Source organism: Butyrivibrio sp. XPD2006 (assembly GCF_000420865.1).
In the GTDB taxonomy this organism is placed as follows: Bacteria; Bacillota; Clostridia; order Lachnospirales; family Lachnospiraceae; genus Butyrivibrio.
In genome coordinates this window covers 87,074-103,529 of the sequence record NZ_ATVT01000003.1, presented here as the reverse complement: position 1 = coordinate 103,529, position 16,456 = coordinate 87,074, and the positions used below count along the sequence as shown (strand labels likewise).

Below are 16,456 nucleotides of genomic sequence, written 5' to 3'. Positions count from 1 at the left end.
ACCACCGGCATATATGTCCATAAATTTGTTTTACTCTTTGAATTCAGTACAATACACCGCCCTTACTTTTTTCTTGTGTAGAGAAGGGCCGCGATTATAGATACGCAGGGAACAGCACAAATGATTCCCACGCTTCCGGCAATTGCTCTGATGATCTCAATCGCCACAAAGTCCGTACATAAAAGCTGTCTTAGTCCAACGCCGTAGGAATAGATCAGAACACACATATTCAGTGCGCTTCCCACATATGCTAAAACCAGCGTATTAGCCATGGTTCCCATGGCATCACGGCCAATATTAAGTCCCGATGTAAACAGCTGTCTTGCATCCCTCTCAGGATTAATATTATGAACTTCCTCGAGAGCCGATGCAATAGACATTGCTATATCCATTACAGCGCCCATGGCTGCAATAAGTATTCCGCTGGTAAAAAGACCTCTGAGCTTAATAGCAGTCGTACTCTTTAAAAGAAGCAGTGCTTCCGCCTCATCCATCTGAAACGTTGAAATTCCTCCAATGTTTGCAGATACCTGCGCCAGGAGTGCTGCGATCATAACTCCGCCAAAGCATCCAAGTGCAGCAGCCACTGTCTTTTTACTGAATCCACCTATGAGATAGAAACATACAGCACTCGTAAAAAAGATAATCCCACAAGTCAGCGGTATCGGCTGCACTCCCTTAAGTGTCAGGGGCAGAAGTATACCGAAGATACAGAGCACAGTGTAGGCAAGACCTGCAAAAGCCTTGATTCCCTGAAATCCTCCTATAATTGCCAGGCTCAGGAAAAACAGCACCAGAAGACATATTATAAGCGGTACTCTGTTGTAGTTATAGATATTACAGTTATAAACTCTGTCTCCTGTTGTATCTATGCGGACACATACAGTATCTCCGGGCTTTACATCAACATTATAAAGAGCGCTGAAATAGTTGGTAACAAAGCAGATGTCTCCTTTGTACCTGCCGGTGAGTATCTCCACCTTCAGTTCAGCGCTCCCTCTGAGGACACCTTCGGTGTCCCGGTCGATTTCCGAGTTATTCTCGGTTATCGCCAGGACTTTGGCTGTTTCATACTCAACACCGGTTTCCCTTGTTGTGGTATATTCCGGCCTGTCCTTGTTTGCAAGGACAAGGGCCAGAATAAGTACCAATGAAAAAGCTATGATCACGAAGATGTTTTTAACTATTCTCTTTTTATCAAAATTATTTAATGACATGTAACAGTAACAACAGCTTTCTGATTCCGATTGCTGCGAGGCCAAGTCCCGAAGTAACCACTACTGTGGTTGCTGCTGCCTTGGCTGCTTTTCTTGCCTTTGATTCAGGCTTATCCGATGTAGCTGTCGCCTCCTCAACAATTGTATCAGTTTTATTGTCGCCTGTCTGCTCTGTAATAGCAGGCTGGTCACCACTTTGCTGTTCAGGTGTCTCTGCAAGAGCAGTCTGATCTTCAGTAATATCCGTAACACTTCCTACAACTTCACCTTCGGATGTACCTGTTGTAGTTGTTGTGGTTGTTTTATTCTTGTTGCTTCTTCCGAATATCCTGTTAACCAGATTCTTGACTCCGTCAGTAACAGTATTTACCACGGATTCAACAGTCTGTTTGATAGCTCCGAGCACTCTCTGTATAGGTGACTGAGGCGCAGAGTCATCTGATGATCCTGATCCACTGTTTCCGCCATTATCGGATGAACCTGAACCGCTTTCGGAACCTGTCTCACTACCTGAGCCGCTTCCTGATCCGGGCTCGATTCCTGTGCCTGATTCTGATCCTGTACCTGACTCAGATCCTGTGCCTGATCCTGATCCGCTTTCTGAGCCCTGGCCACTTTCAGAACCTGTCTCACTTCCTGAACCTGATGAACCTGATCCGGGCTCCGGCTCTGCTGCTTCGTGAATAAGCACTATATCATCGCAGTTGCGTACTCTGAATACCGGTACGGAAACATCGCTGTCTCCTTCAGGATGCATATAGAGAACACCGATTGCTGAAACTTCAGCGCCAACCTTAACGAAGTCATTAAGTGCTGCCTTGCCTTCATCTCCTGTTGTACCGGACTTGATATAACCGTCGATGAAGATTGCTGCCTCTACTCCTGCGTCATCTGCAAGCCAGAACTCTTCGATATTTCCGTCAGCTCCTTCTGCGACTCTTGTTACCTTACCGGAGGTCTTAAGAAGTGATCCTCCGAGTGCGGCATAATCCATAGCTGTCCTGGTATCTACTACCTTAGGTTCCCATACATAAGGCTCATCATCAAGAATCTTGGCTGAAAGAACCTTAAGCTCCATATCTCCCTGATACTGTGCAACAAAACCTGTGATACGTACCTTGGTACCAATCTCAAGGCCTGCTGTAGCATACGGGAAGATATCAATACCTGCTGTCTCATCCTGGATGTAGATCGTATCAAAGAAGGTTGTATCAGGATTTGATGTTCCGCTGGTCACATAACCTTCAACTGCAAATACCTGATTCATCTCACCTGCACGGGCCTGTGCGATTGTTGATACAGGAAGTTCTACAGTATAACCACCAAGGATGTTGTTTATTATTGTGTAGTTAGTGAAAGGAAGAGAATCTGCGTTATCAATCTCTGCCTTTACCTCAAAGTCTGAAATGAATACTCCACCGGCAACGTAGATATCTCCGCCAGCCTTGGTGTGCTGGGTTGCAAGGAATGTTACATTACCTTCGTTGTCATTCTTGATACCCTTAACACCGTTAGGTAAAGCTCCTCCCTGTGCATTACCGGATGCATCCTTGCAGTCAACGGAATATGTTGTATCATAGCCCTTAACAAGCCACTTTGCAGCATCAACAAAATCAGTTGCACCGGCGTTGGAAATATCTACAGAACATCCTGAGTACTGGCTGTACTTCTGACCATCACGAAGACCTGCAAACAATCCTGCAGCCTCTTCTACATTGTAGGTTTCAGGATACATTCTGTATACCTGGCCGCCATTGTTAGTATCATCACATACTTCATCAGATCCCATACGGATTGTTGATCCGATGGCTTCAAGAAGCCTATTCTGCTCTGTAGCAGTCTGTCCGTCTGCAGTGTCCGAATAATCAGCAAGTCCGCATACTATCACAGATCCGCCGTTTGCCACATAATCCTTGACCATAGCAATGAACTCATCACTGTAGTGTGATACGCTATAGTTTCCGGCATTTGCTGTTCCGCCCTTCTTGGCAGGTGCTGAGAGAACAAGAAGTGCGCAGTTTTCAAGTGTCTCAGGTGTTATCTCTGTAGTTGCAACCTTAGCTCTGATGTTTTTCGAAGCACAGATTGAGATAAATGCTGACATGTTTCCGCCATAGTAGCCGGTTACATAGTCATTGTAATGAGTACCGTCGATAATAACATCTGCAACCATCTCAGGTACTGTGTAATCTACAGTAAGTTTATCTGTGTAAGTTTTCTCCACACCACCCAGTGTTGCATTTACTGTAACTTCATAGGTCACCTTACCGGCCTGGTTATATACAAATTCTGTCTTATATGTTGCGGTGCTGTTAGGAGTTACTGATGTTATCTCAGCTTCCTCACCGGTAACTTTTGCTACAGGAGTCTTCTTGCCGTCAACATCGCTGAGCTGGATCTCAATATCGTTGATAACAAGATCTTTTGACTCGTTGTTGTAGAAATCAACATTAACATCAATAGGCTCACCAGCTACAGGAAGTACTGTATTTGTATATGTGCTGTTGATACCGCAAGCCTCAACACTGCCTACCCATACAGGAGCTGTTACAGCGATGTTGCCATCCTTCTGTGTAATCTTGAGGTAGTAGTATGAATAATGTGAAGGAACCGTAAACTCAACTGTTGCTTCACTCTCATCTACAGTCTTCTCGTCGATGGATTTTCCACCGTTTACAATAACCTGCACCTTACCGATAGAACCATCTGTAGGATCCTTGATGTCAGCCTTGATTGCAAGGTGATCACCTACTGCATCCTTTTCCAGGATGGATCCCATGATATTGCCTTCAAGTGTGTAGTAGATATAAAGGTCATTATCCTCTGTAGCATAGATGCGGTAGTTTCTCATTGCATCGTAGATAGCATCCTCGTCATTGGTATCGGCGAGCATTACTGTACGTGCTGTGTTGGCATCACCCCACTTACCCTTGTGGTTATCCTGGTTATTGGTAGGCGCTACATGCCATCCCTTATCAAGTGCACGAGTGTAGTACTCGTATGATGGGAAGTAACCTGAAGAACCAATTGTGCCTTCTCCGTTACCTACCTCGATCATAGTGATAAGATTATCGTTCTCTTCTGAGTAGTATGCAAAGTCACTGAAATCACCAAAGGTTGTTCCGGGGTGATTGAACTGGCTGATGGAATCAGGAACAGTTCTGAGTGCTGCATAGTAGTTCTGAAGAGCTGTTGCATATGTACTGTACTCTGTCTGTGTACGGCTCTGGAATCCCGGTGTGTTATAGGTGTTGATATGTCCGAGTCCGTTACTCCAGGTCATCTCATAACCGTATGCGCATGTAAAGTCGTCTGTTGAATACTGCTTAACAAGGTTGTGAGCATATGTCCACTCATCATTTGCAGACTTATCTACATTCTCGGCTATCTTTGACTCTTTTTCATTGTCGATTGAGTTACTGTGGTCTGTGATAACAATGTAGTCAAGGTTATCTACATTTGAAGCATGCTTAAGTGCATCCTCAAGTGATCCCGCACCATCGGAGATATTTGTATGAGCATGGATCTGACCAAAGTAAACATTGTACTTGTCATTAAGTCTCTTTGTGAACTTAAGAGTTGTTACAGGACTGTCCTTGTATCCTGCAAGAACTGCCTTAACCTGTATCTCACATGGAAGATTTTCAAGCTTGATTGAACCTGAACACTGTTTCCAGTCATCGTGCTTCTCTTCCTCTGCAGGCTCTGTCTCTGCATCTTCTGTAGCAGGTTTGTTAGTTGTAGTCTCAGTATCCTTTGCAATCTCTTCAGCTGTTCTGAATCTGTAAAGGATTATAGCTCCCTCTGTAGCAGTCTTAAATGAAACATACTGATCTGCAAATACAGCTCCTCCGTTTGGATTAGCTTTTACTGCTGCAACCTGAGCCTGAGTATACTGATAGTTTACTGTGATACTCTTTTTAAGCCCTTCCTTGACTGCATAAGTGCTGATTGTTGCAGGAAGCTCTGTAAACTTTATCTTCGCACCATCTTCATATTTAACGAACTCATCGCCGTTTACTGAATAGTAAATCTCTGCTCCCTCAGTAGCTGTTGAAAGAACTATCTCCTGATTAAGTCCGATCTCACCCGATGCAGGATCAGCTTTAACAAGTGCTGTTACTGAAGAGTCAACTACAGGATTACCTGTTACCTTGACGCTGTCCATACGGATAACACCGCCCTTTTGAGGTTCCTTATCCCCCTTGGCACTGAGTCCGCCAGTAGGAACAAGTCTTATCAGGACATTCTCAGCATCGGCTGCTGCGTTAGGAATTTCAAAAGTAAAGGTTACATAGTAGGTTGGAGCGAGTGATGTTCTTGCAATACCGTCTGTGATATCGCCGGATCCACTGACTTCAAATGGCTCTGTGATTGCCTTGCCATTCTCATCCGTTTCACCGGTCTTTTTATATGCTGTATACTTGTATGAGTATGTACCGTTCTTAAGGTTCTTGAAGTTCTCTCCGTCAGTTGAATACTGAAGCTGGAATGCTCCGGCTGCAGTATTGGATGCCCTCATTCTTAATGCCAGGGACATGTTGCCGTATCCGTTTGAAGGGAATGAAAGCTCCATGTAATCAGACTCTGATATTACTCCTGTTGAACCCATGTAGAAGCTTGTTGAACCTGTTGTAGTGCTCTTTGCTGATGTCCATGGCTTTGAAGCATTTCCGCCCACTACTGCTGTGAACTTAGCGTTCTTATCAAGCATATCGTTGGTAGCATAGAGATCACCATTGATGTACTCTTCTGAATTCTCGGTTTCATCATAATGAGCATTGCCTGCCCACTGAGCTACAGCAAGTGATGTATCCGTGTCATATTCAAGCTTTGCTGTGCTCTCACCTTCTTTTACTGCATAGAAATTGAAGATGTAAGCAGGATCCTCCTTAAATCCAAAAGCCTTGAAATCACCTTTGTAATATTCAAATGCCTGAACGCTAGTGCCAACCTTCATGGTTGTGCTCTTTAAGTAGAAGTTTCCGGCATTGTTTTCATCTGCTGCAGCCTCTACCCATGTACTTCCTTCTACTGCCTCATCTGTAAGTACCAGATTGATATAGTCCTTGGTCGTTCCATCTGCCTGAGGCTTAGTCTCCTTAACAATTGAAAGGAACTTGCCTTCTTCTGTCTTAAAGATATAATTTCCGTCATCATCAACAGAAACTGTCAAAACAACGGCATCTGTATCTTTTATGTCAAGAAGTCCCTCTTCTGAAGGCTTAAGATCGATGCCCTTAAGTCCGCCGTTTTCAGCAGTTGATGACATCACCTTGCCCGAAGTAGGATGATAAGCAACCACCTTATCACCATCATTGAATGTTCTGGTGAGGAGCTTACCTACTGTATTTGCTTCATCGTCCTCAGAAGCTCCTGCGTAATAGAACTTTGTAAGGAAGTTCACTCCTCCGTTACCAAGAGAGTATACAGTAAACAGATTCTTGTAGTACTCAATATACTGAGCATTTGTGTTGCCATTCTTATCTGTATATACTGCTGTGTTGTTCTTAACATAGAATCCGCCTGAAGTCTGCTCTTCCAGTGTCCACTTGGACAGATCAGTGAGTTCATCAGCAAACAGAAGACCCTGCTTTCCATCCGCAGGAGCTGTCAGGTATTTATAAGTTCCGGCTTCAGCATCTGCCTGATACTTAAATGCCACATAGTCATCTGTCTTTTCTACAGTAAGGACTACACTGCCTTCCTTGCCTGTAACTAAGCCGTCTTCTGCTGTTTCAATTCCGACACCTTCAAGTTTGGTTCCGTTTACAGTGCCTGAAAGTGCAGCACCATTTATAACCATGATGACTTTGTCGCCATCCTTAAGTGTCTTAGCCTCTTCGCCTACGGATGCAGTATCGTCATCCACTTCTTCACCCTCAACAAATTCAGGAAGAGTGTATGCTGAGAAGGTATAGTTATCTTTTTTGTCTGTTCCTGCAAGATAGCTGTATGCAGTAAAAAGATTATTAAAGAACTCAAAATACTGAGGCTTATCAATATTATTCCTACTGTCGTGGTAAACAGCATTTACATTCTTTACAAGGAATGAACCGTCCTCTTCAGGCTCAAATGTCCAAAGGCTGTAATCATTCTTGTCAGTCTCGAATGTGAGGCTGTTTCCTGTAGCACCTGTTGTAAGGTATTTGATCTGTGTATCAGTTGTCAGATTATCATCTTCAACGACAGGAAACTCTGATGTAATGTAGTACTGTCCCTCAGTCTCACCCTTTACAAGAGAAAGCTTTGCAAAAGAAGCTGCTTCATCGCTATAAGTCAGATGACCGTTTTCATCAACTGCAACTGCTGTTGGCTCAAGTTTAATATTTCCTTTTTTGTCAGGCTCAGAAGCTGTAACAGACATCGCCTTATCACTTCCAAAAGTGATCACAAACTTCTGATCTTCTGAAAGCCTGGTAACGTCAGTAATCCTGGATCCTGCGAAAAGCTCATACTTAAACTCAGCGACATCACTCTTTTCGCCATTAAGTTCAGCGTAAGCATAAAGATTTCCATCCTTAGTGATTTCAACCGCCTCTTCGTAATCTTTGAAATTCTCTCCATCGAAGCTGTACTTGATTGTTGCACCTTCTGTTACGCAAGCAAGTTCAACCTTATCGCCGAACTCAACTTTGGAGTCGCTCTCTACTGATGCTGTAGGAGCAGCAACAGTGCTAGCCTTGCCCAAGAAATAGAAGCTTACCGGGAATAATCCGGATGAACTTCCCTTTGCATATGCCTTGAATACACTGTTGTCATTTTTCTTGATTCCCAGACAGTAGGGCTTACTAGCAGAGGTCTTGGATGTACTGTTTTCAATCACCTTGTCATTAAGTACCCATTTTGCAGTTTCTAAGCTCTTTTGTGCCCACAAAAGATTATTCTTACCATTCTCTGCAGCCAGATATTCACCGTCATTTTCAAACCACAGTCCATCATCTGATCTGTGAACAGTAAGCACTAAAGCATTTTCATCAGGTATAACTTCATCATCGTCATTAGTTGTAAGCTCGATAGCATTAAAAGATCTATCCATTGTATAGCCGTTAATAGCGATCAGAATCATATCACCATCAGCAATTTCTTCAACTAATTTTCCAACGTTAGCAGATGCTGAAGAACTCCTCATAAGGCCTACCATGCCTTCATCAGAATCCTCTTTTGCGGGAAACTCAAACTTAACCCTTTCACCGTCAACAGCATCCATAGTATCTGAGTCATAACTTGCATAGGCCCAGATCACAGTGTCCTGTGTTGTATCGATGCTGATCTTGCCGTCATATATTATATATCCGGCATCACCGGCTTCATTGATTGAATAGTAGATGGTTGAACCCTCAACATCACAGGTAAGGGTAACATAGCCATCCTCCTCTACGGCATTAACAACGAGGTTTACTGTTTCATCTGATGCAGTCTCTGTGGCATCAGATGTGTTTGCTGTATTAGCTGTATCAGCTGTACCGGCCGCATCATCAGACACATTCTGAGCATCATTCTCCTCGTTATTTTCATCTTCATTTTCAGAAGTATCATCTTCTCCGGCTGCGTCTGTCACAACGGTCGATACTCCTGCTGAAGCATTGTCTGTAGCAGCATCTACAGTGCTTACATCAGTTGATGCACTATCCGCAGCTTCTACAATCTGTTCGATAGCTTCGGGTTCACTTGCCTCTGCAACTAAAAAAGCATTTCCGAATGTAGAGAATACAATCAGAAATGCTGTTACAAAGGACAAAAATCCCCTGGTCGCGCGTTTCATAATAAATCTCTCCCTTCAACAAAATTTCATTTTTATCCGGTCCCCACCAAATAAAATTTCGAGTAGAAGAATCGTACCAATATAGCACGTGTTATGTCAACAAAAAACCGTGCATCAAAAACAGGTTTTAATCCCAGTATTCATGCGGTGTTTACGAATACTCGTTTTCCAACCCCACTAACCACGCGACCAAATTTTTTTATATTTTTTTTATATTTTTTTCATAAATTACTGCAAAACTTTTTCAAGAAAGTTTTTTACATAATTCCTGTAAGCCTCAGTGTCTGCAAGCACAGATTCTGCATGCCCAGCCCCCGGAATTGTATAGCACTCGGCATATCCGGCTGTAGCCTTCTTCATATCTTCGGAATTCTTCGGGAGAATAAAGTCGTCCTCCGCGCCGTGAATAAAGAGTATCGGTACGGTGTTGTCAGATAATGAATCAATAGGTCTCATGTCTTTTAGCGCATAATGAAACCTTATACGTGCGCCAAAATCAGCTATATTAAACAGCCATGACGGAAGATGGGCACTTCTGTATGCACCTCTGATAACATTCTCAATATCGGAAAATCCGCAATCAGCAACGGCAAAATCCACATTGGGTTTGTACTTCATGACAGTTGCAGTTGTTGCAGCGCCAAGAGATTCACCATGAAGCCCCAGAACAGTCATATCCGTGTATCTCTTTCTGCTGTCCTCTATCATTCTTAAAAGGTCTTTTGCCTCAAGAATTCCGTATGAAGTAAAGGCAGGAGCATTCATTCCGTGTCCGCGAAGATCATACAGGATACAGTTAAACCCATAGTCCAGATACATCTTCACATACTTAAGATCTCCGTTCCTGTTGTCTGTGTAGCCATGAGAGATAAGCATATATTTAGTTGTGTCTGTCGGATTTTTCAGAAAATGAACATGCAGAGTATAGCCGCCTTCACCCTCAACGGTATAATCCGTCTTCTCAAGCGGATCATAAAAAGAAGTGTCATAGTGATCCTTCTGCCAGGCGAATGCCTCCTCCAAAGTCTGTTTCTTGCCGGTCATGACATAACCTGCCATCCACCAGCAGAAAGCAAGAAATAAAGCTGATAAGATCAAAACAATACTTATGATAATCATGGAAATTCCCCTCTTCCCCAATACTTCTTTATGTCAAAAGATCTTTTGTCTTGGCTGTCAGCATGTTCAAAACCCGCTTTTTATCAAGACTCCAGAGTGGTTCCACCAAAAGCTTTCTGGGTCCGTCACCTGTCATTCTGTGGACCACTGTCTCCTTCGGTAAAAGAGCTATTGCCCTTGCCACAACATCAGTATACTCCTCCATGGACATAATATGGAAGTCTCCGGTGCCGCTATTTACATCATCCAGATATTCCTTGTACATGTCAGCGCCTTTTAATATCTGCAGGTTCTGGATCTTGATACCGTCAAGTGCAGGATCAAGGGCCGACAGGAATCTGATCGTATCAAGCATATCTTCCGTGCTCTCTCCCGGAAGTCCGAAGATCACATGAACGATAACCGTGATCCCCGCCTGCTTAAGACTCCTGTATGCATCCTCAAATACAGAAAGCTCATATCCCCGGCGCACTCTCTTTGCCGTATCCTCGTGGATGGTCTGAAGTCCAAGCTCTATCCAGACCGGTTTAATAGCCGAGAGCTCTTTTAACATATCCATAACTTCCGGCCCAAGACAGTCAGGCCTGGTTCCCAGAGAAAGGCCAACTATGTCTTCACGACTTATGGCTTTTTTGTAGAGCTCTTTTAACCTGCCCACATCCCCATAGGTATTGGTGTATGACTGGAAATAAGCAATGAACCTGGTTGCTCCTGTCTTATTCCTGATCAGAGCCTTAGCTCTTTCTATCTGAGCATCAACGTCAAAAAACTCCGATGTCATGCCTTTGTCCTGATCTCTTATGAAATCAGGTCCCTGTGCAAATTCACCGGAGCCGCCCTCCGAGCAGAAACTACAGCCCCTGTATCCAAGCGTGCCATCCCTGTTTGGACAGGTGCAGCCCGAGGATAAGGAGAGCCTGTAGATCTTCTCGCCATATGTATTTTTTAAATAAGTTGATAATTTAACCGGCATTCTCGTTGATATTCGCTTGTCTTACCAAAGAGTTGAAGTGATTCTGAAGCTGATCTGTATATCCGAAGCATGTCTCGGGATTGTGCTGATGGATCATATCAAAAATCTGCGCTATAGCTTCATTCTTCTTGAATACGATACCTGACATATCAGCAACACTGAGAGTATCAAAATTTCTTGTAAAGAGCTTAACATTTGTAAGCACTGTTATAAAGTTATAGCTCTGGTTAAATCTGTAAGCCCAAAGTATATCTGAATAGGGAACGATATTGAATTTGTGTCCCATGCTGACGAGATATCTTGGTGTAAGGTATGTATGACACTTCTTGATATATACTGTCTGTGGGCTGTCCAGCTCTGATTCAAGAACCTGGGCCTCAACATCTGAGATCCTGTTAAACGCCTTGTTGTAGCCAATAAGAGCAAATAATCCGTAACCGAAAATAAGAAAGCCAAAGCCTACGGCAAAAATGCCGAGGATCATAAAGCCGCCTTCAGAGTGTGCCTGACCACCGATCAGAAGCGCTGAACCCATGAAATAATCATCAAATTCTTTTCTGGTAACAACATCTTCAGGCTCCTCGCCCTCGTTATAATACTCGAAAGCCAGGTCCATAACCTCATCGTTTGGTTCAGTAACTGTTCCGATGATTTCATAAGTGCCCTGAGACTTTACTCCAAACACAATGTCGTTATATTCCTTCTCGGAACATCTTACAATATAGAGGTCATACCCGTCAGATACATAATAGTATCTCTCCTCTTTGTCGTAATAACCGATCTCATACGGCTCATTTGTCACATCGACACAGACGTAAATATCGTCTTTTAGCATATTCTCATTGTATGCGTCTGCGAAATATACCCTGTTGTCCACGTTGTTCTTATGGATGTACCACTCCAAAAAGAAACTAAGTACGCCTACAAGAAGAAGCACTCCTCCGATTACCGCAGAAACTGCCTTGCCTGCGCGTGCTCTTTTCACCTTGGGGTTGCTAATATTACTCATTACAAAAACTCCTTACCAACAAAAACTAAAAACACTTCAGTTACAAACTTCATAAAATCTACCATATATCGTTTGGGATTACAATTAAAATGTAAGGAGTTTTAAATTTTATAAAATTCAGCGAGAAAACCCCTTCCGATGAAGTCGGTTGTGGGATGAATCGCCTTTACGCGAACAGCTGTTCGTGGTAAAATAAGTCAATCGGAACCTTTAAAACTGTATATATACGGTTGTGCCATGTATCTAACAAACCAAGAACCTATGGCACGTAAAATATACAAGGTGTTAGTTCCCACGCGCCACAAGCGCATCTAAAACATTTGCAAGTATGCCGAAGGGTTTTTCCCGACGGAGTAGCGGCACTGTGAACGTGCCTTACTATGCCGCAAGGTATTGTAGAAACCATTTCCGATGTTGTCGGTGATGGTAGTTCATTTCATGTACGCTTCAAATCTTGAAATATCTTTTCCGGTCAAAAGAGCCTTTACAAGCACTCCGTCTTCCTGATACTCGGTCATCTTCACAACACCTCTGCTGTTAAGTTCGCCAAGGATTGCACCTTCCTTATAAGGTAAAAGAAGTGTTACCTCTGTTTCTTCTTCTGCAAACTTTTTGTCGATTACCTCTATCAGGGCATCAAGGCTGTGTTTGTCCTTGGCTGAAATGTAGACACGGTCAGCCCCGGTCCTCGGGAACTCTATGGGAAGACTTCCGCTCTCTATCTGCTCATCCTTCAGGATGTCGGATTTATTGAACACATAGATAACGGGAATCTCTCCCGCCCCTATCTCCTTAAGTGTCTGCTGAGTAACTTCCATATGATGCCTGTATTCCGGATCGGAAAAATCAATGACCTCCAGCAAAAGATCTGCAAACTTAGCCTCTTCTATGGTAGAGCGAAAGGCCTTTACAAGGTCATGGGGCAGATCACTGATAAAGCCAACGGTATCAGTCAAAAGAAATGGTCTGTGATCTTTTGGTTCTATCTTTCTGACGGATGTATCCAGGGTTGCAAACAGCATGTCTTTTTCAAAGACCTGCTTGTCCTCACTTCCCGAAACACCGTACAGATCAATAAGTCCGTTTAGTATAGTGGATTTACCGGCATTGGTATAACCTACAAGCGCAACCTCCGGAAGACCTGAGCGCATACGTCTGCCTCTCTGGGTATCGCGCTCCTTGCGGATGCCTTCAAGATCCCTTCTGAGCTCAGCCATGCGGTGCTCAATGCGCCTTCTGTCCAGCTCGAGCTGCTTCTCACCTGAACCTTTATTGGACAGTCTTCCGCTTCCGCCTCCCTGACGGGAAAGAGATGTCCTCATATGTGCAAGCCTCGGAAGCATGTACTGAAGCTGCGCATATTCAACCTGAAGACATGCCTCACGGGTCTTGGCCCTTCTGGCAAATATCTGAAGGATCAGTCCTGTGCGATCGATAACTTCTGTATCCAGCGCCTTCTCAAGGTTTCTGGCCTGCATGGGTGAAAGAGCTCCATCCACAACCACCAGGTCAATGTCAAACATATCAAGAGATGCTGCGATCTCCTCCACTTTACCGCTTCCTATGTAAGTACTGCGATCCGGCGATGGCAGAGACTGAGTAACAGTCAGAGCAGCCTCAATGTCAATTGCCTTAACCAGCTCTTTTAACTCATCCATGGACCTGTCAAAGTCGGATGAGCTTATTCCTGTATTAAGTCCCACCAGAACTGCTCTGGTGGGACGTGTCTGCGTAATGTTTTCTATCATATATTCACTCGTATTTCTATATTGTAGCTATGTCAATTTCAGATCATGGCGTAGTCCGGAGCAAGGCCCTTCTCATCTACCTTACAGGTAAACAGGCACCCGTCATAGTCCCCTGAGAGCTCATTGCCACTTGTCGTGATAAAGAGTTCATCGAAGCTGTCTCCGAAGAAGCAGCATGAGGTCACATGCTCAGCAGGAACTTCTACTATGGCAAGAAGTTCACCGGTTTCTGAGCTTCTCTTTTCTATTCGCCTTCCGCCCCAGACAGCAATCCAAAGATTGTCCTCGCTGTCTATGCACATTCCGTCCGGCACACCATCTTCAATATGGATAAGCTCAGTGCGGTTTGTAATATTCCCTGTCTCGAAATCATAGTCATAAACAAAGACAGCGTGATACTCGGAATCGGCAAAGTAGAATTTGGTCCTGTCGGCACTCCACGCCATTCCGTTGGCAATTATGGTGTCCGGCTGCATAAGAGCAACTCTTCCGTGTTCATTTCTGTAAAGATCACCCGAGGGCTCTATCCCCTCGCCTTCTGCCATGGAACCGAACCACAGTCTTCCTGCAGGATCAGCTTTGGCGTCGTTGGAACGATGATAGGTCTCATAGATGTCCTTCAAACTGCGGTTCAGCGAGATCTCTTTTCCGTCATAGACATAGAGTCCGTCAGCTGCTGCTACCAGATATGAACCGGCTTTCTCAGCAGGAACCGCTGCTCCGATCTTCTGGTCAAAGTCCACCTGCTTCATCAGTCCGCCGGCTTCTATTATGTAGAGCTTGCCTGCGATAATGTCTACAAAGGAGCGGCACTTAGTTCTGGGATCATAGAACGGCGACTCACCCAAAAGATATTTTGCAAGTCCGAAAGGTTCTGCTTGGTATGTCTTCATGGTTCCGAGGCCCTCCTGTCTGTCAGTTCACCCGGCGATTGCCCGCCAGGACTTCACGATAGTCCTCAAGGTTCTTGCGAAGAAGTGTAGGTATCTCAAGCTCGTACGGACACTTGGAAAGACATGCTCCGCATCCTATGCACTCCTCTATCTTGTTCATCTCTGCCTGCCAGTGATCGGAAAGCCAGCTCTCACTGGGCGCGCGACGAAGCATCAGTGACATACGATTGCACTGGTTTATCTGGATGCCCACGGTACATGGCATACAGTATCCGCAGCCTCTGCAGAAGTCGCCCATAAGCTCTTTTCTTTCGGACTCGATGAAGGTCTTCAGCTCATCATCAAGCTCCGGAGTATTGTCCATAAATGAAAGCCACTCATCAAGCTCTTTTTCCTTCTGAATACCCCAGATGGGAACTGCTCCGTCAAACTGGCTGATATATGCCATTGCAGCCTTTGAATTTGTGATAAGTCCGCCGGCGAGACCCTTCATGCAGATGAAACCAACGTTGTTCTCATTGCACATCTTAATGAGGTCAGCCTCCTGGTCCGTTGCAAGGTAGCTGAAAGGATATTGAACAGTCTCGTACAGTCCTGACTCTATCAACTCTTTTGCTATGCCGATCTTGTGGGCTGTTCCGCCGATGTGTCTGATCTTGCCCTGCTCCTTGGCTCTTAACATGCACTCATACATGCCTGTGCCGTCGCCGGGCTTCCAGCACTGTCCCATGAGGTGGAACTGGTAGATGTCGATGTAGTCAGTCTTGAGGTTATTAAGTGACATGTCCAGCTGCTGCCAGAATTCTTCCGGTGTCTTGGCTGCAGTCTTGGTGGCAATTATTATCTCGTCTCTCTTTACATATCCGTCGCCAAAAGCAGCGCCCACCTTCTCCTCACTGTCAGTATATGCTCTTGCGGTATCAAAGAATCTTATCCCGCCGTCGTAGGCCTTTCTGAGAATCCTGACTGCATCCTCCAGAGGTATTCTTTGGATCGGAAGTGCTCCAAATCCGTTCTGTGGTACGGTTATGCCTGTGCGTCCCAGTGTAATGTTCTTCATAAAAAATCTCCTTCCGGATATCAAACTACGTTTAAGGTGTCCGGTGTAACTTTGCATTTAAGATGCAGGACCTGAACTCCTGCGTTTACTGCCTCATTAAAGGCCTTGGCAAATTCAGGGTCTGTCTCGACGTTTGGTTCAACTCGATCAATCCCTTCACCCTGTATAACAAAGGCTATGACAGCCTTGTAGCCTGCTTCCTGCGCCTGTGTAAGCTCCCGAAGATGTCTCGCACCACGCTCGGTTGGTGCATCGGGAAAAAGACCTGTTCCGTTTCTAAAGAGCGTACAGCCCTTTACCTCCATGAGATATTTATCGGGGCCTTTCTCCATGTAAAAGTCTATTCGGGAATCGCCGTATTTGTGCTCGGGCTTTATCAGGTCGTATTCGCCAAGGCGTTCCAAGTACTCTTTTACCACCTTGTTGGGCGCCTGGGAGTCGATGTTTATGATCTTGCCATCATTTTCAACGGCCACCAGGTCGTAAGGTGTCTTGCGCTCGGGGTTTTGTGCCTTATCAAGATACACTGCAGCTCCGGGAAGCAGGAGTTCTCTGCATCTTCCGGTATTTTTGACATGAACTGTGATTTTCTTGCCATCAAGCTCAACGTGAGCAATGAAGCGGTTTGGGCGGGATATGAAATTGGCCTTAACTATATTGTCATAGGTCATA

The 16,456-nt window shown here is 44.6% G+C and carries 9 protein-coding genes; all 9 read right to left on the bottom strand.

Translation table 11 applies throughout. From position 1 onward, the window contains the following. Positions 1 to 62: 62 nt before the first annotated feature. The 9 genes from G590_RS0104300 to sfsA all read right to left on the bottom strand — a co-directional run bounded on the left by G590_RS0104300 (position 63) and on the right by sfsA (position 16,455). Complete coding sequence (locus G590_RS0104300; protein WP_022764441.1) at positions 63 to 1,217, bottom strand: YibE/F family protein; 1,155 nt, start codon at positions 1,215 to 1,217, stop codon at positions 63 to 65. Then, positions 1,204 to 8,982 (bottom strand): CehA/McbA family metallohydrolase, encoded by a 7,779-nt coding sequence (locus G590_RS18365; RefSeq protein ID WP_022764440.1) that lies wholly within the window; start codon positions 8,980 to 8,982, stop codon positions 1,204 to 1,206. Before G590_RS18365 ends, G590_RS0104300 begins: the two co-directional genes overlap by 14 nt. Before the next feature lie 228 nt (positions 8,983 to 9,210). Beyond that, entirely contained in the window at positions 9,211 to 10,101 is an 891-nt protein-coding gene (locus G590_RS0104290; RefSeq protein ID WP_022764439.1) for an alpha/beta hydrolase, read from the bottom strand. A 28-nt stretch (positions 10,102 to 10,129) separates the two neighbouring features. Then, on the bottom strand, positions 10,130 to 11,074 hold the full coding sequence (locus tag G590_RS0104285) for a TIGR01212 family radical SAM protein (RefSeq protein WP_022764438.1): 945 nt from the start codon (positions 11,072 to 11,074) through the stop codon (positions 10,130 to 10,132). Further along, complete coding sequence (locus G590_RS0104280; protein WP_022764437.1) at positions 11,064 to 12,083, bottom strand: DUF6709 family protein; 1,020 nt, start codon at positions 12,081 to 12,083, stop codon at positions 11,064 to 11,066. The genes G590_RS0104285 and G590_RS0104280 overlap by 11 nt, the downstream gene beginning before the upstream one ends. Positions 12,084 to 12,514: 431 nt before the next feature. Continuing rightward, a complete protein-coding gene (gene hflX / locus G590_RS0104275) occupies positions 12,515 to 13,831 on the bottom strand; it encodes a GTPase HflX (RefSeq protein ID WP_022764436.1) in 1,317 nt (438 codons plus the stop codon). A gap of 38 nt (positions 13,832 to 13,869) precedes the next feature. Continuing rightward, a complete protein-coding gene (locus G590_RS18360) occupies positions 13,870 to 14,724 on the bottom strand; it encodes an SMP-30/gluconolactonase/LRE family protein (RefSeq protein ID WP_022764435.1) in 855 nt (284 codons plus the stop codon). 22 nt (positions 14,725 to 14,746) lie between these two features. Next, positions 14,747 to 15,784, bottom strand: a complete 1,038-nt coding sequence (locus G590_RS0104265; protein ID WP_022764434.1) for an aldo/keto reductase — start codon at positions 15,782 to 15,784, stop codon at positions 14,747 to 14,749. A gap of 20 nt (positions 15,785 to 15,804) precedes the next feature. Continuing rightward, a complete protein-coding gene (gene sfsA / locus G590_RS0104260; RefSeq protein WP_022764433.1) occupies positions 15,805 to 16,455 on the bottom strand; it encodes a DNA/RNA nuclease SfsA in 651 nt (216 codons plus the stop codon). Position 16,456 lies beyond the last annotated feature (1 nt).